This window comes from Weissella minor (genome assembly GCF_001437425.1).
Classification (GTDB): domain Bacteria; phylum Bacillota; class Bacilli; order Lactobacillales; family Lactobacillaceae; genus Weissella; species Weissella minor.
The window spans coordinates 430,362-453,987 of record NZ_JQCD01000024.1 but is presented as its reverse complement, the minus strand read 5'-3'; the positions used below and the strand labels follow the sequence as shown (position 1 = coordinate 453,987).

26 protein-coding genes are annotated in these 23,626 nt (G+C 37.3%); 22 read left to right on the top strand and 4 right to left on the bottom strand.

Annotation, left to right across the window (positions count from 1 at the left end):
• The first annotated feature begins 3 nt into the window (after positions 1-3).
• The 4 genes from ligA to uvrB all read left to right on the top strand — a co-directional run bounded on the left by ligA (position 4) and on the right by uvrB (position 6,166).
• Positions 4-2,016 (top strand): NAD-dependent DNA ligase LigA, encoded by a 2,013-nt coding sequence (gene ligA / locus IV67_RS05645; RefSeq protein ID WP_057787967.1) that lies wholly within the window; start codon positions 4-6, stop codon positions 2,014-2,016.
• A 61-nt stretch (positions 2,017-2,077) separates the two neighbouring features.
• Positions 2,078-3,271, top strand: a complete 1,194-nt coding sequence (locus IV67_RS05640) for a CamS family sex pheromone protein (RefSeq protein ID WP_057787966.1) — start codon at positions 2,078-2,080, stop codon at positions 3,269-3,271.
• 113 nt (positions 3,272-3,384) lie between these two features.
• Positions 3,385-4,020 (top strand): YfbR-like 5'-deoxynucleotidase, encoded by a 636-nt coding sequence (locus IV67_RS05635; RefSeq protein ID WP_057787964.1) that lies wholly within the window; start codon positions 3,385-3,387, stop codon positions 4,018-4,020.
• A 130-nt stretch (positions 4,021-4,150) separates the two neighbouring features.
• Positions 4,151-6,166, top strand: coding sequence for an excinuclease ABC subunit UvrB (gene uvrB / locus IV67_RS05630; protein WP_057787962.1), 2,016 nt, complete (start codon positions 4,151-4,153; stop codon positions 6,164-6,166).
• 23 nt (positions 6,167-6,189) lie between these two features.
• Here the strand turns inward: uvrB and IV67_RS05625 are convergent, their stop codons facing one another.
• Together IV67_RS05625 and IV67_RS05620 are read right to left on the bottom strand one after the other, a co-directional pair.
• The gene (locus IV67_RS05625) at positions 6,190-6,528 is read right to left on the bottom strand and encodes a hypothetical protein (protein WP_157050294.1); all 339 of its coding nucleotides are present in this window, start codon (positions 6,526-6,528) and stop codon (positions 6,190-6,192) included.
• Positions 6,529-6,539: 11 nt separating this feature from the next.
• Positions 6,540-6,959: an HIT family protein gene (locus tag IV67_RS05620; RefSeq protein WP_057787960.1), complete on the bottom strand. Its 420-nt coding sequence runs from the start codon at positions 6,957-6,959 to the stop codon at positions 6,540-6,542.
• A gap of 134 nt (positions 6,960-7,093) precedes the next feature.
• On the opposite strand from IV67_RS05620, the gene IV67_RS05615 reads away from it, so the two are divergent.
• From IV67_RS05615 to trmB, 3 genes are read left to right on the top strand one after another with little or no spacing between them, the layout of a single operon-like run.
• Positions 7,094-7,798, top strand: a complete 705-nt coding sequence (locus tag IV67_RS05615; RefSeq protein ID WP_057787958.1) for an ABC transporter ATP-binding protein — start codon at positions 7,094-7,096, stop codon at positions 7,796-7,798.
• Positions 7,795-8,898, top strand: coding sequence for an ABC transporter permease (locus tag IV67_RS05610; protein ID WP_057787956.1), 1,104 nt, complete (start codon positions 7,795-7,797; stop codon positions 8,896-8,898). Before IV67_RS05615 ends, IV67_RS05610 begins: the two co-directional genes overlap by 4 nt.
• A complete protein-coding gene (trmB, locus tag IV67_RS05605; RefSeq protein ID WP_057787954.1) occupies positions 8,882-9,544 on the top strand; it encodes a tRNA (guanosine(46)-N7)-methyltransferase TrmB in 663 nt (220 codons plus the stop codon). The genes IV67_RS05610 and trmB overlap by 17 nt, the downstream gene beginning before the upstream one ends.
• Positions 9,545-9,585: 41 nt before the next feature.
• On the opposite strand, the gene IV67_RS05600 is transcribed toward trmB, so the two are convergent.
• Entirely contained in the window at positions 9,586-10,011 is a 426-nt protein-coding gene (locus IV67_RS05600; RefSeq protein ID WP_057787952.1) for a DUF2507 domain-containing protein, read from the bottom strand.
• Between the two features lie 109 nt (positions 10,012-10,120).
• On the opposite strand from IV67_RS05600, the gene IV67_RS05595 reads away from it, so the two are divergent.
• The 15 genes from IV67_RS05595 to IV67_RS05525 all read left to right on the top strand — a co-directional run bounded on the left by IV67_RS05595 (position 10,121) and on the right by IV67_RS05525 (position 22,615).
• Entirely contained in the window at positions 10,121-11,038 is a 918-nt protein-coding gene (locus tag IV67_RS05595) for an ADP-ribosylglycohydrolase family protein (protein WP_057787950.1), read from the top strand.
• 102 nt (positions 11,039-11,140) lie between these two features.
• The gene (locus tag IV67_RS05590; RefSeq protein ID WP_057787948.1) at positions 11,141-11,917 is read left to right on the top strand and encodes a threonine/serine exporter family protein; all 777 of its coding nucleotides are present in this window, start codon (positions 11,141-11,143) and stop codon (positions 11,915-11,917) included.
• Positions 11,918-11,921: 4 nt separating this feature from the next.
• Positions 11,922-12,398 carry a threonine/serine exporter family protein gene (locus tag IV67_RS05585; protein ID WP_057787946.1) on the top strand — a complete coding sequence of 159 codons (477 nt, stop codon included), beginning with the start codon at positions 11,922-11,924 and terminating at the stop codon, positions 12,396-12,398.
• A 77-nt stretch (positions 12,399-12,475) separates the two neighbouring features.
• Positions 12,476-13,312, top strand: coding sequence for an HAD-IIB family hydrolase (locus IV67_RS05580; protein WP_057787944.1), 837 nt, complete (start codon positions 12,476-12,478; stop codon positions 13,310-13,312).
• A gap of 20 nt (positions 13,313-13,332) precedes the next feature.
• Positions 13,333-14,160, top strand: a complete 828-nt coding sequence (locus IV67_RS05575; RefSeq protein ID WP_057787943.1) for a glycosyltransferase family 8 protein — start codon at positions 13,333-13,335, stop codon at positions 14,158-14,160.
• Between the two features lie 66 nt (positions 14,161-14,226).
• Positions 14,227-15,570, top strand: coding sequence for an APC family permease (locus IV67_RS05570; RefSeq protein WP_057787941.1), 1,344 nt, complete (start codon positions 14,227-14,229; stop codon positions 15,568-15,570).
• Between the two features lie 169 nt (positions 15,571-15,739).
• On the top strand, positions 15,740-16,762 hold the full coding sequence (locus IV67_RS05565) for a glycosyltransferase family 2 protein (protein WP_057787940.1): 1,023 nt from the start codon (positions 15,740-15,742) through the stop codon (positions 16,760-16,762).
• On the top strand, positions 16,746-17,150 hold the full coding sequence (locus IV67_RS05560; RefSeq protein ID WP_057787938.1) for a GtrA family protein: 405 nt from the start codon (positions 16,746-16,748) through the stop codon (positions 17,148-17,150). The genes IV67_RS05565 and IV67_RS05560 overlap by 17 nt, the downstream gene beginning before the upstream one ends.
• 85 nt (positions 17,151-17,235) lie before the next feature.
• Positions 17,236-17,598 carry a dihydroneopterin aldolase gene (gene folB, locus IV67_RS05555; protein WP_057787936.1) on the top strand — a complete coding sequence of 121 codons (363 nt, stop codon included), beginning with the start codon at positions 17,236-17,238 and terminating at the stop codon, positions 17,596-17,598.
• Positions 17,599-17,600: 2 nt separating this feature from the next.
• Positions 17,601-18,083, top strand: a complete 483-nt coding sequence (folK, locus tag IV67_RS05550) for a 2-amino-4-hydroxy-6-hydroxymethyldihydropteridine diphosphokinase (protein WP_057787934.1) — start codon at positions 17,601-17,603, stop codon at positions 18,081-18,083.
• A gap of 10 nt (positions 18,084-18,093) precedes the next feature.
• Positions 18,094-18,654 (top strand): GTP cyclohydrolase I FolE, encoded by a 561-nt coding sequence (gene folE / locus IV67_RS05545; RefSeq protein ID WP_057787932.1) that lies wholly within the window; start codon positions 18,094-18,096, stop codon positions 18,652-18,654.
• Positions 18,655-18,695: 41 nt separating this feature from the next.
• A complete protein-coding gene (locus IV67_RS05540) occupies positions 18,696-20,003 on the top strand; it encodes a bifunctional folylpolyglutamate synthase/dihydrofolate synthase (protein ID WP_057787930.1) in 1,308 nt (435 codons plus the stop codon).
• Entirely contained in the window at positions 20,000-21,121 is a 1,122-nt protein-coding gene (folP, locus tag IV67_RS05535; protein ID WP_057787928.1) for a dihydropteroate synthase, read from the top strand. The genes IV67_RS05540 and folP overlap by 4 nt, the downstream gene beginning before the upstream one ends.
• A 75-nt stretch (positions 21,122-21,196) precedes the next feature.
• Positions 21,197-21,826 carry an NAD-dependent epimerase/dehydratase family protein gene (locus IV67_RS05530; RefSeq protein ID WP_057787926.1) on the top strand — a complete coding sequence of 210 codons (630 nt, stop codon included), beginning with the start codon at positions 21,197-21,199 and terminating at the stop codon, positions 21,824-21,826.
• Positions 21,827-21,937: 111 nt separating this feature from the next.
• Positions 21,938-22,615: a hypothetical protein gene (locus IV67_RS05525; protein WP_057787924.1), complete on the top strand. Its 678-nt coding sequence runs from the start codon at positions 21,938-21,940 to the stop codon at positions 22,613-22,615.
• 248 nt (positions 22,616-22,863) lie between these two features.
• Here IV67_RS05525 and IV67_RS09375 read toward each other — a convergent pair.
• The coding region (locus IV67_RS09375; RefSeq protein ID WP_057787922.1) for a hypothetical protein at positions 22,864-23,626 on the bottom strand (763 nt) is incomplete at its 5' end.

The window sequence follows — 23,626 nt, the reverse complement described above, 5'->3', positions numbered from 1 at the left end:
ATTATGGCGAATAATTCTGTTACAGATATTCAAAATCAAATTAATACTTTAGAGCAACAATTAAAACAGTGGGCACAAGAGTATTATGAAAACGATGCGCCAAGTGTAGAGGATGCAAAATATGATCAGTCTTATGCTGAATTACAAAAGTTAGCAACTGAATTTCCTGAATTAATGTCATCAGATTCAATTACGAAACAAGTGGGTGGTGCCCAACTAAAAAGTGATTTAGCTAAGGTGGCGCATCCAATACCGATGCTATCATTAGGTGATGTCTTTTCAATCGACGAGTTAAAAACATGGGCTGACAATGCACAGAAACAAAATGAATACTCATTAACTTATAATGCTGAGTTAAAAATTGATGGATTAGCAATTAGTTTAATTTATGAAAACGGTCAACTTATTCAAGCATCAACGCGTGGCGATGGGACAATTGGTGAGGACGTAACAGCCAATATTTTACAAATTGAAGATATACCGACACAATTGTCGGAACCACTATCAATTGAGGTACGTGGTGAGGTTTACATGAATAAGGCCAGTTTCGTTGCGTTGAACGAACAACGCGAACATGATGGCTTGGCAACGTTTGCTAACCCACGTAATGCTGCTGCAGGGTCTTTACGACAACTTGATCCACAAATCACTAAGGCTCGGAAATTATCAGCATTTTTATATTATGCAGTTAATCCAATCGCTACATTAGCGGTAGCTACACAAGCTGACTTGTTAAAGAAGCTAAAAGCGCTGGGACTTCCAACGAATGAAACAAACGAAGTCATTACGAGCATGGATGAAGCGCAAGCATATATTTTGCAGGCTGATCATACGCGTGATGAGTTACCATATGGCATTGATGGAATTGTCTTTAAAATAAATGAACTTGCCTTACAAGAAGAATACGGTAATACCATTAAAGTTCCACGCTGGGCAATTGCCTATAAATTTGCACCAGAAGAATCAGAGACAGTTATCCAAAATATCACTTGGACAGTTGGTCGGACTGGTGCTGTGACGCCAACTGCAATTATGAATCCAGTCCAACTAGCTGGAACGACTGTTGCACGCGCATCACTACATAATCCAGATTATTTGATTGCGAAAGATATCCGAATTGGCGATACAGTCTTACTACACAAAGCTGGTGATATTATTCCAGAAATTAGTGAAGTTATCTTTGACAAACGCCCAGATGACAGTTTGGCATACGAGATTCCAACTGAATGTCCTGTCTGTGATGAAACATTAGTTCATATTGATGGTGAAGTTGTTTTACGCTGTATTAATCCACTCTGTCCTGCGCAAATTCAAGAATCGATTACACATTTTGCATCGCGTCAAGCAATGAATATTGATGGGCTTGGACCTAAAATTGTGACCCAATTATTAGAGAAAAAACTGGTTCAAGAAGTTTCTGACTTATATCGTCTCAATTTTGAAGATTTGGTAGCCTTGGAGAAATTTGGTGAAACTTCAGCTAACAACCTACTAAACGCAATTGCGGCTTCTAAGACTAATTCTGTTGAACGCTTACTCTTTGGCCTAGGCATCCGAAACGTCGGTGCAAAAGTTGCCAAAACGATTGCAGCTAAATTTGAAACGCTCACGAATATTGCGCAAGCTTCTGCTGAAGATATTGCAGCGGTTCCGGGAATTGGACTCGTCATTGGACATAGCATTGCCCAGTATTTTGCAACTGATCGAGCGCAAGAATTATTGCATGATTTTGAACAATTAGATGTCAATTTAGCTTATTTGAATGGGGCTCCCGTTAATCATGACACTGTTTTAAGCGGTAAAAAGGTTGTGATTACCGGTAAAATGACCGAGATGACCCGGCCACAAATCACGGAGTGGGTTGAACAACAAGGAGCCACTGTAACTAATAGTGTCTCAAAGAAAACTGACTTACTAATCGCCGGTGCAGATGCAGGTTCAAAACTAACAAAAGCACAAGATTTAGACATAGATATTTGGTCTGAAGAGCAATTACGTGATAATATGGTGAAGTAATACATTTTATAAATGACATAAATTACCCGCGTAGCTGCATGGGGTTAATAAAGGAGATATTATGCAGTCTTATAGCAAATGGATCAAATGGGGACTTGGCGCATTAGCCGTGCTCGCTTTGGTTGGCATCTTAGTCTTTTTTGGAAACTTCTTTTCAAAAAATAATGTTAATGAAAAAACAGATCAAGAAAACGTCACAACCAAACGTAATTCGGGTTCTGGCGTGCAGGTAACTGGTAAAAATAATAAAACAAATTATAAAACCGTTATTAAAGATGGTCATTATTTGACAAGTAAAGCACGAGGTATCACTGCCACTAAAAATAACAATCAATTCAATTTGATTAGTTTTCAAGATGGTTTACTTGATTTTTCAAAAGACCGATTTAGCCCTTCTCAATATATATTCCAAGAAGGTCAATATGTTAATTCGGATACGATGTCAGATTGGCTTGGTCGTAAGTCTGATAAAAATCCAGATGGCTTAAATCCCAAAGATAACGGGAAGACAAACGATCAACGAAATCCAATTTACTTACAAACGATTGAAGAGCAAAACTTCATGAAGCAAGATGACGGTAAATTGAAGTTAGAGGGGATTGTACTTGGCCTCGGTATGAACACTGAGGATATTTATCAAAAAGAAGAGTATGGTGCTAACTATACCCAAAAAATTAGTAAGGCTGATCGTGTTGCCGAAGGTCAAAAAATGGCTGAAGAACTCGTAAAGCGCTATCGTAAAATTAAAGGGGTTAGTGATGATACCCCAATTGTCGTTGCGATGTATGCCCAAGCTCCCGATGACCAGTTGTCTGGTGGTGACTTCTATAGTTGGAATAAATCAACTTCTGGAGATAAATTAGAAGGTTGGAAGAGTCTTAATTATCAAACCGTAACATTACCAATGCAAGGTATTGATGAGACGTCTGATAAGAAGACACCTGCATCTGAGTTAAATCAAAGCTTTACAAGCTTTACGGATGACGTGCAAAACTTCTTCCCAAATCTGTCTTCTGTAACTGGAAAAGCAAATTACAAAGATAATGAAATTCAAGAATTGAATGTTAAAATTTCAACGCAATTCTATTCAGCCACAGAAATCACGAATTTTGCAAATTATGTTGCTCAAGTAGCACCTAAATATTTGCCAAAGGGTGTGCCTGTGAAAATTAATATTAGTGCTTCAGATAATATGCAAGCATATATTACTAAAGATGCAGATAGCGACGACTATACAACAACGATTTTGAATTAATACTTAACAGACTTGATGATATCCAATCATCAGGTCTGTTTTTTTGATTGCGCTTGCATTGTTTTGGATATGAGGTTAAGATAAGGAAAATTACTATTCGGAGGCACACGAACATGGGAATGCATCAATACTTATCAGGACTCAATGAACTAGAAATGATTAGCCGAGCCCCTGGTTATTTTAAATATCAACCACACTCTGTTGCAGCACATTCATGGAAAGTAACGCAAGCAGCACAATTTTTGGGCGACGTTGAAGAACAAACTGGGAACGCAGTTGATTGGCGCATGTTGTACGAAAAAGCGCTAAATCACGACATGTCAGAGCGCTTTATTGGTGATATCCGAACACCTGTTAAGTATGCATCATCTGAATTACGTGAAATGCTAGCAAATGTCGAAACGAGCTTATCTGATAACTTTGTCGAGACAGAAATCCCAAAGGAACTTCAAGAAGCGTATAAGCGTCGCTTACATGAAGGAAAGGATAGCACATTAGAAGGACGCATCTTATCTGTTGCTGATAAAATTGATCTTTTGTATGAAGCTTATGGTGAATTACAAAAGGGGAATCCCGAACATGTTTTCTTAGAAATTTATAAAGAGAGTCTTGAAACAATTTTTGCATTTAGAGACATGGCGAGTGTTGCCTATTTCATTCGTGAAGTTTTACCTGAGCTTTTAAATGAACAATTCCCTGGTTCTGAAACCTTGCAACGCATTTACATTAATATTTTTAATGCTGAATAATCTAAAAAAGAAGGATAACCACACTGCTTATCTTTCTTTTTTTGTTAAGTTAAATCAAATTTTTTAGTTTAAACTGAACGATTTAGCGCTATAATAGATTATAGCTAACACATAAGAGTAGGAGATACATATGTCAACAAATACATCTGATCAAACATTTGACTTAGTTTCAAAATACAGCCCCACTGGCGATCAACCCACTGCCATTAATCAACTGGTTAGTGCGATTGATACCGGTACTAAGGAACAAATTTTACTTGGTGCCACTGGAACTGGTAAGACATATACGATTTCTAATGTTATTGCCCAATCAAACAAACCCGTGTTGGTGTTATCACACAATAAAACGCTAGCTGGCCAATTATATGGTGAATTTAAAGAATTCTTCCCAAACAATGCCGTCGAGTACTTTGTCTCATATTATGATTATTACCAGCCAGAAGCATATGTGCCATCTTCAGACACCTATATTGAAAAAGATTCGTCAATTAACGATGAAATTGATAAACTACGAAATTCAGCTACCGCATCTTTACTTTCACGTAAAGATACCATTGTCGTTGCTTCCGTTTCGTCAATTTTTGGTTTAGGTAGTCCAGAACAGTATCGTGACCATGTGATTAATTTACGAGTAGGTGAAGAAATTGAACGCAACGAATTGATGCGCCGCTTAGTTGATATTCAATTCGAGCGTAATGATATTGATTTTCAACGTGGTCGTTTTCGCGTGCGTGGAGATGTATTAGAAATATTCCCTGCATCTTCTGATGCAAAGGCATTACGTATTGAATTCTTTGGTGATGAAATCGATCGTATTCGTGAAATCGATGCCTTAACGGGGGAAGTTACGGCTGAAGATGATTTCATTTCAATTTATCCGGCAACCCACTTTATGACTAACGACAGTATTCGTGAAAGAGCTGTCAAAACGATTAAGGCAGAGCTTGATGAACAATTGAAAAAATTCGAAGACGAAGGAAAATTACTTGAAGCACAGCGCCTTAAGCAACGTACCGAATATGATATCGAAATGATTCAAGAAATGGGATTTACAACAGGGATTGAAAACTATTCACGCCATATGGATGGGCGACAACCTGGCGAACCACCATTCACACTCCTTGATTTTTTCCCTGAAGATTACTTAATTGTTGTCGACGAATCACACGTCACCATGCCACAAATAAGAGGTATGTACAAAGGGGATCGAGCGCGTAAGGAAACTTTGATTGATTATGGATTCCGTTTGCCTAGTGCATTGGATAATCGTCCACTTAAAATTGACGAATTTGAACAACATGTCAATCAAATTATTTATATGTCTGCAACACCTGGTGATTATGAAACTGAGCGCGTTGATGAGAAGAACGTTGCACAGCAAATTATTCGACCAACTGGTTTGTTAGATCCAGAAATCGAAGTGCGTCCGGTTGAAGGGCAAATTGATGATTTAATTGGTGAAATTAATGAGCGCGTTGCACAAAATGAACGTGTCTTTATTACAACTTTGACGAAAAAGATGGCCGAAGATTTAACCGATTATCTTGAAGATGTTGGCATTAAAGTTAAATATCTCCATTCTGATATCAAAACACTGGAGCGAACCGAAATTATTCGTGATTTACGTTTAGGAAAGTTCGACGTATTAGTTGGTATTAACTTGCTGCGTGAAGGGATTGACGTACCGGAAGTATCGTTAGTGGCAATTTTGGATGCTGATAAGGAAGGATTCTTGCGTAATCCACGTTCATTAATTCAAACCATCGGACGTGCAGCTCGAAATGAAAATGGTCATGTGCTCATGTATGCTGATAGCGTTACCGTTTCAATGCAGCAGGCAATGGATGAAACAGCTCGTCGTCGTACCATACAAATTGCCTACAACGAAGAGCACAATATTACCCCACACACAATTAAGAAAGAAGTCCGTGGCTTAATTGCAGTGACCCATGCGCCCGAAAAAGGGAAGCCTGAGTCAGAAAGTTTCACACAAACTGCATTTAAGGATATGCCACGTGCTGATCAAGAAGCAACAATTGCTAATTTGGAAGAACAAATGCGAGGCGCTGCTAAGCGTCTGGACTTCGAAGAAGCAGCTAATCTTCGTGACTCAGTTATGGAACTTAAACTCCAAATTGGTAAATAAATAAAAAAAGCCAACCGCGTCGACTACTTGACTGCGTTGGCTTTTTTATTACGTTTTTTCTTTTTACCAAAGGTTAACATATCATTGAGGGTTGCAAGTTCCGTTTCAATCCGTGCTTGCGCTTCATTGATGCGATCCAAATGCGCCTTATTTTTAAAGTTCATTTTGTCGACATCTTTTTGAATATCTTTAACCGTTGTTTGAACTTCTGGTACGACTGATTCTACATTGCTTAGCGCACTTTTAAGTTCATTTGAGGTAACATTAACATTTTTAACTCGCAATACCACTGTTTGAACATTCAATTGAACTGCTTTTGTGGCATCTCCAAACATTTGCTTCATATCTTGAAATACTTTCACAGTTTAACTCCTTAGAATTGGTCTCGAATTTGTTGGGCACGCTTTTTATATTCAGCTTCTGAAATATCGTGTGCTTCAGTAGGAGCAGGCAAATTCAAACCATCGTCTTGATAACGTGGGATAAAGTGAATATGTGAGTGGAAGACAGATTGACCTGCTTGTTCACCGTTATTAACTAAAATATTCATACCAATAATCTTATCATCACTAGCCTTGATTGCTCGTGCAATAAATGGAATCTTGGTCAAAACCTTACCAGCTAATGCATCATCATAAGCATAAATATCAGCCACATGTTGCTTAGGTACAAGTAAGGTATGTCCTGGTGTTGCTTGGCTTAAATCTAAAAAGGCCAATACATCATCGTCTTCATATACCTTATATGAAGGAATCTCACCTGAAATAATCTTATCAAAAATATCTTCTGCCATAACACGCCTCCTTGAAAATGTTTTTATCTATAGTCCATTATAGCTTATGCGAAAAGAATTTGCTTGGGTTCCTGAGGTAAAAAATAGTGTAAAATAGATATATTAAATAAAAAATGAAAGTAAGAGCATTAAACATGACCTTAACTGTTAAAGATTTATCTGGTGGATATGGCCAACTCACGGTCATTCAAAATATATCATTCACCATCCAACCTGGTGAACTTACGGCATTCATTGGATTAAATGGATCTGGAAAATCAACAACGATTAATCATTTAATTGGACTCCTTGCACCCAAAACAGGTTCAATCGTTCTCAATGATGTTTCAATGGTGATGGATCCAATTGCTTATAAAAAACAAATTGCCTATGTCCCTGAGCAACCAGTTCTTTATGAAGAATTAAATCTAGAGGAACATATTCAATTTATGATTAATATTTATCAGCTTGACTCAGCAGAAACCTGGGAAGAGGCACATCGACTCCTAAAAATATTCCGATTAGACGATAAATTAAATTGGTTTCCAACTCATTTTTCAAAAGGGATGCGGCAGAAGGTCATGATTGTTATGGCCTTTATTACCAATGCTGACTTATTTATCATTGACGAACCTTTCTTAGGTTTAGATGTCATCGCAGTGAATGATTTATTGGCTTTAATTGATGAAAAGAAAGCCGCTGGTGCAAGTTTTCTAATCACAACGCATGTCATGAGTACTTTGCGTGCCCATGCTGATAAGTTTATCTACCTTGAAGATGGTCAAATTGCCGCTTCTGGTTCTATGGAAGAGATAAAAGATCAAGTTCCAGCGTTACTTATTGGTGAGGCAGACGTATGATATCAACTCTATTCAAAAATCGTTGGTTACAACAGTGGCGAGAATTTTCTCGTTATTTAAAATATGTCTTCAATGACCACGCAATCATTGCTTTCTTTTTCTTATTTGGTGCACTATTATTTGCCTATCAACAATTATTACAAACGATACCTAGTGTTTGGTGGACGCAGGGTGGGTTATTATTAATTCTGTTTTTAACATTATTATTGTTTAAAACACCAGCTTCATTTGTTAAATCAGCTGATGCGGTTTTCTTTTTAGGGGATGAAGCGCCGTTGCAACGCCTTTGGCAACAAGCAACTATATACAGTATGTTGATAAACGGAACCATTCAAGGACTACTCATTATCATCTTTTGGCCTTTGTTGATGAAGTTATTTGACTTTAACTTTTTCATCTTACTGCTAATTACGCTTTTCATGATTATTGCAAAGATGATGTTAACCTATGTTCAAGCCCGCCAAACGGCAGCTTTCAATACTGATCAGCTAACACTAATTAACTGGACTGCTGTTTCTGAACTAGAGAATCAGCGCTTAGCCACAATTTATGCATTTTTCAATCTATTTATTGACGTACCTGGGTTACAAAGTACGATTAAACCCCATCCATATTTAGAACGTTTACGATCTTTGTGGCCAAACTACCGTAAGGACACACTGCTACCAATATACCTCACAACTTTTATCCGTAAGAGCGAATATCTGAATCTGTGGGTGCGTATGCTTATTTTTGGTTTGTTACTGATTCCATTTACAAACGGATATTTACTTTATGGGCTGTTGGCTTTACTCCAATATTTATTTATTGCCCAAATTCTACCGTTAGCTGGCAGTTACCGTCGTCTTGTTTTTGATACCGTAATCCCAATCACGCTATCAAACCGCCAAAAAGCATTTCACAGTTTCTTATTACCATTAAGCCTGATGATGCTTATAATTTGGTTCATTTTGATTGTAATTACCCATAATTTTGATATTAACCAAGGAATTGGCATGCTTAGCCTTGTCATATTTACCTTTCTTTTGGTATTCTTATACTCTGATCGCATTATTGCGAACATGTTTAAAAGGAGAATAAAACATGCGTCTACGAAATAAAAAATGGGCTCAACCTTGGTTAGAGGAACATGCCGATTTAGTTATCAATCAACAAAAAGCGACTGATTTAAAAGGAGACTGGCATTCAGTTTTCCCTGTAAATCAGCCCATTCAAATTGAAATTGGCACTGGAAAAGGGCAATTCATTATTGGTATGGCTCAAAAGTATCCAGAAATCAATTTCATTGGAATGGAAATTCAAGAAGCTGCGGTCGCAGTGGCTGGTCGTAAAGCAGATGAATTTCCTGAAGAATTGCCTAACCTAAAATTCATTTATGGTGATGGGGCAGGTGTCGATACGTATTTTGAGCAGGGAGAAGTCAGCAAGATTTTCCTAAATTTCTCAGATCCTTGGCCTAAGACACGTCATGAATCACGTCGTTTAACGTACAAATCATTTTTAGAAGGTTACAAGGCTATTTTGCCTGAAGGTGGGGAACTAGAGTTCAAAACCGATAATCGCGGCTTATTTGAATATTCATTGTATTCATTTAATCAATTTGGCATTAGCTTTGTACCTGATGGTATATCATTGAATTTGCATGATGACGAAGAAAAAATGATCGACAATGTCGAAACCGAGTACGAGCACAAATTCTCAGAACAAGGCTTCCCAATTTACAAGTTTGTTGGTAAATTTAACTAAAAAAAATCCGAGACAGTAAGTGTCTCGGATTTTTTAATGCTTTAAATTGGTAAATCAATTGCTTGCTCACATAATGTTGTAAAATGAACTTCTTCATCCTCAATCTTAAGGGTCGTTTCCGTTCCAACATTTGCAAGGGTTTCAATTACTTGAGCTAAGAAGCCTGCCTCTAAGTAAAAATTAGGCTCATCGCGTTCTGTTAGGCGGGCAAGAACAACCGGTCCGGAAAGAATCCATTCAATTTCAGATCCTTTGTGCGCAAGTGCCTTCAAGTTTCCAAATCCAGCACGATTAAAGTAAACTTCAATCGTTGTAATGCTCGTTAAAGACTCGCGCGTCGCTAACCCTTTACCAGCCCAATACAAGATATTAGCTTCATCTTCTTGCAATAAATCTGGTAATAAGCGGTCCCGTAAAACTGCTAGCGAAAATGTATTAATTTCTGGTGATTGAACTGAGTCGTCCATAGGTCACTCCTTACTTTTCAATGTGAATATATTTAAGTATAAAGCATTTCAGTTAATTTGCCAACATATTACATTCATGTTAGAATACAGCGATTGAAAGGATAAAGATATGAATCATTCTCAAACAGCACTTACTAATTCAACTTATGGTTTAATCAATGCAGACTGTGTAGCTGAACTAAGTCAAAATGATCACATTTCTGATTGGAGTTCAGCCACATCCTTGTCACTTGCAACAATCGCGAGCTTAACACGAGGCTATAGCTTAAATCATTTAATGGATCAATTTACAGCTTGGTATGCTCGCGGTGATTACACCGCTAATCGCAGTGCCCAGATGGTTGACCGTACAACAATTCGCTCAATTGAACATTACATGATTAATCATGATCCATTTTCATCAGGTAGTCATGCAACTGATGACATTGATAATGGGGCGCTTTTACGCATTATGCCGGTTGTCTTATATTTGAATTCACAGTATGGCAGTGATTTTATTTCAAATGGTGCCGCTATGTTGTCATTGCATCAAGTGACGGGTCTCACGCATAATCAACCAACTGCGCTGATTACGAATAGTATCTACGCTTTTTTTGTGAATCAACTTTTGATTGACCAACAACCAGTTGACGCCTTTGAAACAGCAATTGATGCGGCTTATGATTATTATTCTAAACATCAAATATTCCAAGAGGCTTTATCAGCCTTTGAACAACTAAATACACCCGACTTTAAAAATACAGCTATGAATCAATTAACCGCCTCAAATGATGCTGTAGAAACATTAACCGCCTGCATCTGGATTGTTCTCAATGCGTCATCATATTCTGAAGCGCTTGAAATGGCAAAGGATATTACAGGTGATGCAACAACGCTCATGCCACTTGTTGGAACAACAGCTGGTTTGCTTTTTGAAAGCAATTTAGATGGAATGGATCACATTCAAAAATATGGTCGCTCAATGGTTAAGCGTATTATCACAGCTGGCAATCGTTCTTACCATTTTGAACAACTATCATTTAATTAATTTACTTATAAAAACTGTTGCGGCCGTCTTGAAGACCAAAGCAACAGCTTTTATTATGTATAAATAAACACGCTAAAATTATTAACAGGAGTGGGGCACCATATGGGACAAGATCGACAACAGTTACTACTAGCAAAAACATGCCTCTTAGCTAGCCAAATTCTAATGGAAAATGGTTCTGAACTTTCAAGAATTGACAGTACCGTAAAATATATTTCAAATACATATTCCGAAGGAAATGATGATATTGATGCCTACGTGACAAGTACACTCATTATCATTACCGCCAACGACCCAATGGATACGGACATGCAACCACTTGTTTTGGTTGAAAAAACAAGCGTTAAGTCAATTAATTTAACTAAAATTGATGAAATCAATCGACTTTCGCGCGCATTTGTTGCACATGAATTAACCTTGCCAGAGCTTTATCGCGCATTACAGCAATTACGAAAACAAAATCTATTAAGTGTTCCAAAGGCGACAGCTGGTAGTTTCTTGTTAAGTAGTACCTTAACGTATTTAGGTACTCAAAATCTGCTGAATAGCTTTTTAGCCGGACTATTTGGCATGATGGGCATGTATCTCGTGCTACGTATCTATAAATATTTACATCGCCCATTTATTGGTGAGCTAGTCGTTTCTGCCATCATTACCATTTGCGTTCGTCTCTTAATGCTAATGATTCCTTTGTCTGATTATAATGCCATTATCATTGGGGCATTATTCCCGCTCTTACCAGGGGTCCAATTAACGACATCCATTAACGATATCTTTGATGGAAATCTCATTAGTGGACCACAGCGTTTATTAAGTGCGATGATTTTAACGTTAACGATGGTTTTAGGCAGTCTCCTTGTCTATACAATTTGGAGGTAATCGCATGAGTTTCTTGCATTTCATTTTAAATCTCATTCTAATTTTTTGTGCATCTGTGGGCTTCGCCATGGCGGTGCAAGCACCTAATCGTTCACTATTAATTACCGGAACAATTGGTGCAGTGAGCTACATTCCAAATATTATTGCGGCGACGCTTGCAGACGATCTCTACTATGGTATTGTGTTTGGCGTCGCATCCGTCACGACCCTGTGTTTTTTTGCAGCACGTATGTACCATATTCCAGCATTCATTTTACTGGTGCCTGGATTAGTTCCATATTTTCCGGGTCAAAAAATGTATCAGATGATTATGAGTCTCTTTCAGCAAGATGTGGATCAATTTATTGAAAATACATCTGGCTTTGTTGAAACCTCACTTTGCATTTATGGAAGTATGTTGATTGTCAATCTTGCCTTACCGTTCATTGTCAGTTTTTTCAAAAAAATTAAACAAAAGCAAGCTAAGAATATAGCAGATTAAAAGTAGGTGTGGTTTACACCTGCTTTTTTTTCATCTAAAATATTAAGTGTGATAATACGCCATAGAAAGGGTTAGTTATGAACGATATAAAGATGGTTGCAACCGATTTAGACGGGACTTTTTTTGATAATCAACGAAAGATTAACCAAGAAAAGTTTGATAAGTTATTAACTTATTTTGAAGCACATGACATGCACTTTGTGATTGCAACGGGTAATGATCAACCGCTCGTTGATATGATTTTCGAGCCATTCATTGGTCGCTTTGATTACAATGTTAACAATGGTGCCCAAGTCAAGACCAAAACAGGCAAGTCTTTACGGAGCTCAGCCTTTACGCGGACAGATTTACCTGAAATTCAAGCACTGATTGAACAGGATGACACCATGCATTTTAGACATGGCATTATTTTTAATGGGATTCAAGATTCCTACATGCTTGCACACTATAAAGGAATCGGTGACTTATACCAAGATATTCGTTGGTATTTTCCAAATCTTAAGTTTATTGATCAAATTTCTGATATTCCTGCCAATGAGGAAATTGTGAAAGTTATTTTTAGTGCTGCTGAATCGGAAGCTAAAAATTTCATCAAGCATACAAATGAAGCATTTTCTGAGAAATATCATGCAACAACTTCTGGCTATGGTGCGATTGACGTTATACCTGCAAATACCAATAAAGCGACTGGTTTAGCCTATCTTTTAGATTACTATGACTTAAATGCGGACCAAGTGATGGCCTTTGGTGACGGTTTTAATGATTTAGAAATGTTAAATTTCGTGGGTGAGCCGCGCTCAATGCCAAATGGGGATGCGTATCTCATCAATCATTTCAAAAATGCCATTGCTTCAAATGACCAAGATGGCGTCTTAGATACAATTATTACTGAACTAGCGTTACCACTTACTTAAAAAGATATGGGAGTCTAATTATGCAAGTTAATTTACTTTTTTCTATTGATGACAACTTTACATCACAGCTCATGACCACAGTTTACTCAATCTGGGCGAATTCAGATTCAGAAAATGAATATAACATCTATATTGTCCAAGAAGAACGATTGGCTTCAACTGAAGCATTAGAATTATTCTTTGATAAATTTGGTATGACTTATCATCCAATCGTGATTGATAAGAATGACTTTTCAAAAGCGCCAGTTTCTAAGCGTTATCCAAAGTCAATTTATTTCCGTTTGTTAGCACATGAATATCTACCAACAGATTTAGATAAAATTCTTTATTTAGATGCGGATATCTTATGTATTAATGACATTACGCCATTTTATGAAACGGATATTTCAGACTACCTTTATGCGGCTTCAATGCATGCTGATGCATTAAATCTAACTAGTACGGTCAACAAGATTCGTCTAGATACTGACACTGAAAATTATTATAATTCCGGTGTTTTACTCATGAATTTGGCCAATATTCGCCAGAAGGTGACCTCTGAGGATATTTTTAATTTCATTGAACAATATAAAAATTTGCTTATCTTACCAGACCAAGATGTTTTAAATAAATTATATGGTGAAGATATTTTGCCTGTTCCTGATAGTTACTATAACTACGATGTTCGTAAAGATATGACTTATCAATTGACAAGTAGTGGGGAAAATGATGCCAATTGGGTGGCACGTAACACTGTATTCTTGCATTATTGTGGTAAAAATAAGCCATGGTCGGATAAGAATGCCAATGATAAGTACAATTTCTTGTACAAGCACTATATGCGTTTAACATTTAAGGACAATTCATAATTGCATGCCGCAACCATCTTAGGTATAATTATTCAGTTAATTATAAAATAGTGAGTAGGTAAAATAATGAATAATGATAGTAGTGCTTCAAATCCACAAGAATTGAAGCGTAGTATGAACCTGGTTTCCGCCATTTCTACGGTTATGGGAACCGTTATCGGAGCAGGTGTCTTCTTTAAGGTCTCTAATGTTTCCGAAGTGACTGGATCGACAAGCATGTCGATGCTTGTTTGGTTGTTAGGTGGCTTAATTAGCTTATGTGCCGGTCTAACTGGGGCTGAATTAGCGGCTGCATTACCGCAAACTGGTGGCATGTTGGTTTATATTGAACGTGCCTATGGGAAACTACCTAGCTTTCTACTTGGCTGGGCCCAAGTGATTGTATACTTTCCTGCTAGTATTGCCGCCAAGGGAATCATCTTTGGAACACAAGTGGTTAATTTATTCCACGTTGATGCTAAAATGATTGTCCCATTTGGAATTGCAGCCTTAGTTTCGGTCGAATTGATTAATTTCTTAGGGGCTAAGGTTGCGGGAGCTTTCCAATCAATTACATTGTTCTTTAAATTAATTCCATTGGCATTAATTGTTATCTTTGGTTTGCTACAGCCAGGTGGTGTTACGGTTAGCTTGTTCCCCGTCACTGCTGGTTCTGGTACCGGTGGTTTTATTACTGCATTGGGGGCAGGGTTACTAGCCACAATGTATGCATATGACGGCTGGATTCACGTTGGTAACATTGCTGGAGAACTTAAGAATCCATCACGTGATTTACCACGTGCAATTACAGGTGGAATTATTGGGATTATGGTCATTTACTTGGCTGTTAATTTCGTCTTCTTGCATACATTACCACTTAATGCTTTAGCAGGTAATGAAAGTGCTGCTATGGACGTTGCTGGTAAAATTTTTGGTGGTATGGGTGGTAAGCTAATTACAATTGGTATCTTAGTTTCAATCTATGGCACGCTTAACGGTTATACTTTAACTGGAATGCGTTTACCATATGTAATGGCTGAGAACAAAGAATTACCATTCTCAAAATATTTAACCCGCTTGAACAAAAACCAAATTCCATATGTTGCAGGTCTTTTCCAACTTGCTTTGGCAATTGCACTTATGTTTATCGGTGGTTTTGATACATTAACAGATATGTTAGTATTTGTGATTTGGTTATTCTATACATTGGTCTTCGTTGCAGTGATTGTGTTACGTCGTCGAGAACCAGATTTACCACGTCCATACAAAGTGCCTTTGTATCCGATTGTGCCACTTATCGCGATTCTTAGTGGTGTATTCATCATTGTTTCAACAATAATCACACAATTCACATTGGCAATTATTGGGATTGGCTTAACCATCTTAGGTTTGCCTGTTTACTATTACATGCAGCATCTTAATAAGAAATAAACATAAAAAGCAACTTTCGTTCAGTTCAATTGAGAGTTGCTTTTTATTTATTTCGTTTTAAAAAATTCTCATTTAATTCAAATGCAACAATTCACAATTTGTGATAAACTAAATAGTCAAGAAGAATGCATAGAAAACATATTGTTTTTTGTGACAAATGGAGATAACAATGAATAAATTAATGATTGTTGTACCCGCATACAACGAAGAAGAAGCACTACCAAAAACATTAACGGTCCTAGATGGAATTTTGACTGACTTGATTGATAAACAGAAAATCGATTCCAAAAGTCGAATTGTTATTGTTAATGATGGTTCAGCCGATAAGACATGGGAAATCATCGAAAATACTGCAAAAAGCAATCCACACATTACAGGTGTGAACTTCAGTCGTAATTTTGGTCATCAAAATGCTTTAGTTGCTGGTTTGACAGCTGCAAGAGATTATGGAGATATCTTTATCACCATTGATGCCGACTTACAAGATGATGTTAATGCCATTTATGAAATGGTCGACGAAAATGCCAAAGGCTTTGATGTCGTTTATGGCGCACGTAATTCACGTGAAACTGACTCAGCTTTTAAACGTGGGACAGCCGACATGTTCTATGGCTTAATGGGCAAGTTGGGCGTTGAAATGGTGCCTAATGCTGCGGACTACCGTCTCATGTCTCAACGTGCTGTAGATCATTTATTAAGTTTTAAAGAACACAACTTATTTTTGCGTGGCGTTGTTCCTAGAGTTGGCTTCCCAAGTACTGTTGTTTATTACGCACGTAAGGAACGAGAAGAGGGAACTTCTAAATATCCCTTAACTAAAATGATTACTTTCGCTTGGGACGGAATCACATCATTTTCAGTTGCACCAATGCGTTTTATTTTAGTTGCCGGTATTCTTAGTTTACTGGTATCCGTTGGTATGGTCATTTATGCTTTGTACCAGCAAATCTCGGGGCAAACAGTTGAAGGCTGGACGTCACTCATGGTTTCGCTTTGGCTTATCGGCGGTTTCCAAATGATTGGACTGGCCATTATTGGTGAATATATTGGAAAAATCTTTAATGAAGTAAAGAGCCGTCCACGCTTTATCATTCAAGATAATTTACTATCAGATCAAGATTTTGATGATAAACAGGTAAATACACAGCCAATCTCACATTCAGAGGCCCACAAGCATGATGAACTTAATTAAAAAATATCAAGATATTCTCTTATATTTAGTTTTCGGTGTCTTAACAACGCTGGTAAATTTGGTAACTTTTTATGTGCTGATTACATTTACAGGTCTAAATGTACAAATCGCAAATGTGATTGCTTGGATTGCGTCTGTTTTATTTGCTTACGTAACCAATCGAACATGGGTTTTCCATTCAACGGCGCATACGCCCAAGGAAATTGGAAAAGAAGCCTTTACTTTTACTAGTGCTCGTTTTACAACACTACTAGTTGATATGGCCATTGTTTGGTTCGGAGTCCAATTATTGCAACAAGATCCATTTATTTGGAAACTTATCGATAATGTTATTGTCGTTATTTTAAACTATATTCTAAGTAAGGTTATGGTCTTTAAAGATAAATAACCGTTAAACAGTAGGCGACTACTGTTTTTTTTGTACCCTAATTATTGTAAACTTTAATATATCACACTCTAAGGGGCTTATTATTTTGAAAATTAAATTAAACAGCATGCGCTTCCACAGTTTTATCGGCTTCTTTGAAGCAGAACGGTCCGTTGGTCAAGATATTACCGTAACAATTACCCTCGATGTTCCAAGTAAACCATTTGAAGTTTATTTAAAAGATGATTTGTCAGAAACCATTAACTATGGTGTCGTATTTGATATTGTTGCCAATTTGGCTGAAGGAAAACATGAGGTGAAATTACTTGAAACACTTGCAGCACAAATGATTCAAGCCATTCATACAGAATTTCCAAATCAAATTGACTGCGTGACTGTTCAAATCAAAAAGTATAATTTACCGATTGATGGCATCTTAGACAATGCAGAAATCGAATTGGCAGGGTAACCATGAAAAATACAAGTTATATCGGACTGGGCAGTAATATGGGCAAGTCTTTGGATACGATAAAACAGGTAATTAAGGATTTAAATGCTTCTGACCAAATTTCAGTGAAGCAAGTCTCAAACTTTTATATCACCGATCCTGTGGGGAATATAGACCAAGACCAATTTACAAATGCGGTCATCAAAATTACTACAACTTTATCCGCTGAACAATTATTAACAACATTACATGGCTTGGAACACAAATATCATCGTGTTCGTACGATTCATTGGGGACCAAGAACACTAGATTTAGATATCGAATTATTCAACAATGATTCGATACAATCAGCCAGTTTGGACGTTCCACATCGTGAAATGTTTAATCGCTTGTTTGTTTTAGTCCCACTACTTGATGTTTTGGATGTTAACCATCCACAATATCAAAAGGTTATCACCCGGACCCACGATTTACGGGGTACCCAATACATTGAACCTTTAAACTAAGGAGAATTTCATGGATCAAGCACTTATCGAAGAAAGCATTCGCAATATTTTTAAAGCAATTGGTGAAGATGCTAATCGCCCAGGTATTCAAGAAACGCCAACACGTGTTGCCCGTATGTATGAAGAAATTTTTTCTACTCTAGAAACACCTGATTTTATTAACTACAAATTATTTGATACAGATGATTCCATTAATGGTGAAATGATTACTGTCGCTGATATCCCATTTTATTCGATGTGTGAACACCATTTATTACCTTTCTTTGGAACTGTTTCAGTGGGGTATATCCCAAAAAACAATAAAGTCATTGGTTTAAGTAAAATTCCACGCTTGGTAGACTACGCAACAAAAAAACCTACTTTACAAGAAGAAGTAACAAGTACCATTGGTAACACATTGATGGATATCCTCGATCCTGCTGGTGTCGCTGTTTTTGTTAAAGCGCGCCATATGTGCGTCGAAATGCGTGGCGTCAAAAAATCAAACAGTATGACTAAATCAAGCTTCTACCGTGGTGGCTTTACAAATATAGATACACAACAGGAATTCTTTAATACACTGAATAACTGATTAGTTATTGGGAATGATTAGATAAATAGGGGTGATGGAAATTGTCAGAGACTTACGAACAAATTATCGAGCAAATTCCAAAAACGATGTTGTATGAGGACACAATTGATCGCATTGCATTATTAACTCAAATCTTAAGTGAACTTGGTTCGCCACAATCAGCCAGTCAAAACATTCATATTTGTGGAACAAATGGTAAAGGATCAACGGGTACGATTATCAATCATATGTTACGCACTCATCATCAGAAAGTGGGGCATTTTAGTAGTCCTGCTATGTACGATGATTTAGATCAAATTACAATTGATGGGGTTGCAATTACAGAAGAAGAATTTGTCCTTGCTTATACCCAATTAAAAAAAGCATTAAGTTCACTGGCCCTAACTCAAGCAGATATTTCCATTTTTGAAACCTATTTTATCATTTGCGTCATTCATTTTAGTATAAATGACGTTGATTGGGCCATTTATGAATGTGGACTTGGCGGCGGTTTAGATGCCACAAATGCCCTCGGCCAAAGTGACTATACAATTTTCACCAAAATTGCAATGGATCATATGGGCATCTTGGGCGACACCCTTGAAGCGATTGCCACCACTAAAGCTGAAATCATTGATGATACCTCAACTGTTATTAATTACCCTAGTCAAAACCCAATCGTTTCTAAAATCATTAAACAGGCTGCCCTAAAACACAACTCAAAGATTTATAACGATTCACCATTTCAGGTATCGCTAGTGTCAGCTAATTTAACTGAAAACATCGTTGATTTGCGCCTTTCAAATGTAAATCATACTGAACGTCTAAGCGTTCAATTAGCTGGAAAATTTCAAATCGACAATCTGCAAAATGCACTTAACTGGGCCTATATCTATAATCAAGATCATTCAAGCGATTCCATTACAGATTATGAACTCATTAATGCTTTGCATGCAGTTCCGTTACCTGGTCGAATGGAACTTTTGCAACGGAATCCAACAATTATTATTGATGGTGCCCATAATGTTGATAGCATAAAGGCGCTGACTGATACTTTAGGTCGCACTCAGCATTATCATATGATTATTGGATTTTTAAAAGATAAAGATTATACCGATTGTATGCCATTTTTAAAAAGATTAGATGCCGATTTCATCTTAACGGAACCCTACAATTCCGAACGATTTTTGAGCAAAGAAACCTTGGAACAAACGTTTAAACAGGCCGGTATCACAGCTGTGACAACCAGTAAAGACCTATCAACCGCGTTACATCAGTTAAAAGATGCCACTAGTCCAATTATTATTACCGGCTCTTTTTATCTCATTAACCATGTTAGAACAGCCATTGAAGAAGGAGCTTTACAATGAACATTCAAGATTTGACTCACACTGATGCTTTGAATGCAGCCGACACATTACTTCAAAAACAAGCCCAACTTGATCAAAAATTAATTATCTCTTTTTCAAATTTGAGTCCAACCGAGACAAACCAATTACTGCCATTATTCGAACATTATTTTGTGACATTTGCCCAAGATGAACAGGCTTTGACTGGTTTATTTACATATCAAGCTTTATCTGATCTCATTCAAAACACATCATTATTTGATGACGCAGCACAACATGCACTGGAAACAATTCTAAATCAGCATAAAATTGTTTGGCAATTGCCAAATCGGCAAATCGATTTAACCACATCAGGCCTAGTCTATGCTATTTTAAATACAACACCTGATTCATTTTACGATGGTGGAAAATATTTTCAAAAAGCTGATGCGATCACTCAAATTGAAGCACTAGTTGCTAATGGTGCTGATGTTATTGAAGTGGGGGGACAATCAACCCGTCCTGGTTACACTGAAATTTCAAGTGAAGAGGAGCTTGAACGCATTTTGCCTTACATCGACTTATTAAAATCACGCTTTCCAGATACACTCATTGCGGTCGATTCCTATAAACCGATGGTCATTGAGGCAAGTATCAACGCTGGTGTGCATATCATTAATGATATAAATGGTTTTGTGGACGATCCACGAAAAATTGAATTAATGAAAAATTCAAAAGTCGGGCTAGTTAGTATGCTTAACCGACGACTAATGGACGAACCGATTACTTATACTAAAGTCATCGAAACATTCGATGATCAACTACAGACATTTAAAAATGCCAATATTGACTTAAAACGTGTATCGCTTGACCCAGGTATTGGATTTTCAACTGTCGGTAATTTAAATAATGATTTGGCACTCATGCACGGTATTAAAAAACTTAATCAGTATCAACTTCCAATCATGACGGCCGTATCTAATAAAAGTTATTTACAAAAACTATTAGGCTTAGCTAAAGATGATCGACTTACCATGACTTTAATCACAGAAGCCTTACTCTATTCAGCAGGAAATCGTATTTTACGAGTTCACAACGTTGCTGAAACCGTTCAAATGCGGACATTGATTGATACAATTCATAAAAGTTATCTTGTCTAAGCTTTTAAGCGTTACCAACAATTACTGTGCGTAACGCTTTTTTTAATACATTAACAATTAAAAAGGAGAAAAATTATGCAAAAAATAGTCGTTATGGGAGGAACCGGGTTCATTGGAACGGGGATTTTAAAGCAATTACAACGTGCTGGTTCCCAGGTATATGAGCTTGTTAGTATTTCAAAATCTGGTGGTCATGTGCATGACCATTTGCCCAATGTCCGTTACCTTGCTGCTGATTTAATGCAAGAAGGTGATTGGCAGCGTGAAGTACAATCAGCTGATTGGCTGATAAATTGTATTGGCATTCTATTTCCAAATCCAATCAAAAAAACATCGTACGAGCAAAATAGTTTATTGCCTGGTTTACGAATTATCGATTCTATTAAATTATCAAATACGAAACTCATCTTTTTAAATATGAATTCAGCTCCTTTCTTCTTGAATAAATATGCCAAAACTAAAAATGTCATTGCCGAATATGCAGATCGTCAACTTAAGTCACGTGCCATTAATATTTATCCTGGTCTTGTTTATGACAAGGCTCGTAATAATACGTATTATATGGGAAAGGGCCTCAATGTCTTTGTGAATAAAATTCATTGGGATTGGTCTAATAAATTGCGTCCGATTCCACGCTATCAGCTAGCTGAAGAAATAGAAAAGATAATTAACGGGGAAGAAAGTGAATTGATGCACAAAATTTAATCTTTTCGATATCTTTTCAATATCTTTAAATATTGGTTTATCATTTGTTTTTAGAGACAAAATGCATCCTTTTATGGTATGATTTTAAAATCACTTAAAAGGAGCCCCCAAATGCACAGATTTAAAAGCTTACTATTTCTGGTGACTATGGTGACATTTAGCATTTTCTCAATAAATGTTGCCCATGCCGATAGCACCGATATTACAAAATACATTACCGAATCTTGGATTAACACTTCTGCCGGTCGTGAAATTAAAGATGGTGACACTTTAACCGATTCGTCCAGCTATGAGGTCTCTTACATCTTTGAAATTCCCGATAGTGTCCATTTAACACCTGGTGAAGAGTACACGTTTGAAGTCGCTCCTGAATTTAAATATCAAACGGGTAACTCACCAATCATTATTGATTCCATTGAAACTGGTAAACGCATCGGAACCGTTGAAATTAAAGATGGCAAAGGTACAGTCGTCTTTGATCGACTTGGCAATGATGTCACCCTGTCTGATGTTGCCTTTGGAATTGGCTTTTGGACCGGAATCGATACGTCTAAATTAGATTATGATAAAGGGAATGATATCCTACTTCCAAATGAAAATGATTCCAAGAACACATTACATGTTAATTGGAAGAAAAGTAATCGTAATTCGACGGGTCAAAGTATGTTGAGCAAGCAAATTTCTTACAATAAAGACGATCCAACAGATCTCACTTGGCAAATTGTTGTTAACAATGCTGAAGAAACTTATGATGAGGCCATTATTCGCGATACATTTGGCAAGGGGTAAGAATATGTTCCTGGGTCAATGACCATCAATTATCGAAATGCCCGTCCTGATCGTAAGAGTGTTAAACGTTCAACGGATGATCCAACTATTAAAGACAATGGTGATGGGACACAAAGTTTCCTAATTAACTTAGGCCCATTGCACGGTGTTGACGAAACGCCAGATAAAACAGCCCCAACTTCGGCCGTGATTACCTACAAAACCAAAATCACTGACGAAGGGGACGCTGAACAATACAGAAACACCGTTCAATCATTCGATGAAGACGAATTAGTTGATACACGCACATCAACAGCAACTTGGCGTGGTTCAATTGGTATTGGAACAGGTGATATGTCTGAAAATAGTTCAAGCAAATCATCTGAATCTAGTTCTTCCGAAAGCTCAAGTAGCTCATCCGAAGAGTCTTCTGAATCTAGTTCTTCTGAAAGTTCAAGTAGCTCATCTGAAAATTCTTCTGAAGTAAGTTCTTCTGAATCTAGTTCTTCCGAAAGCTCAAGCAGTTCGTCTGAATCTTCTTCTGAAGTAAGTTCTTCTGAAAGTTCAAGTAGCTCTTCTGAATCTTCTTCTGAAGTAAGCTCTTCTGAAAGCTCAAGCAGTTCGTCTGAATCTTCTTCTGAAGTAAGCTCTTCAGAGAGTTCAAGCAGTTCGTCTGAATCTTCTTCTGAAGTAAGCTCTTCTGAAAGCTCAAGCAGTTCGTCTGAATCTTCTTCTGAAGTAAGCTCTTCAGAGAGTTCAAGCAGTTCGTCTGAATCTAGTTCTTCAAACAGTTCAAGCAGTTCGTCTGAATCTTCTTCTGAAGTAAGCTCTTCGGAGAGTTCAAGCAGTTCGTCTGAATCTAGTTCTTCAAACAGTTCAAGCAGTTCGTCTGAATCTTCTTCTTCAGAGAGTTCAAGCAGTTCATCTGAATCTAGCTCTTCAGAGAGCTCAAGTAGTTCATCTGAATCTAGCTCTTCAGAGAGTTCAAGCAGTTCGTCTGAATCTTCTTCTGAAGTAAGTTCTTCAGAGAGC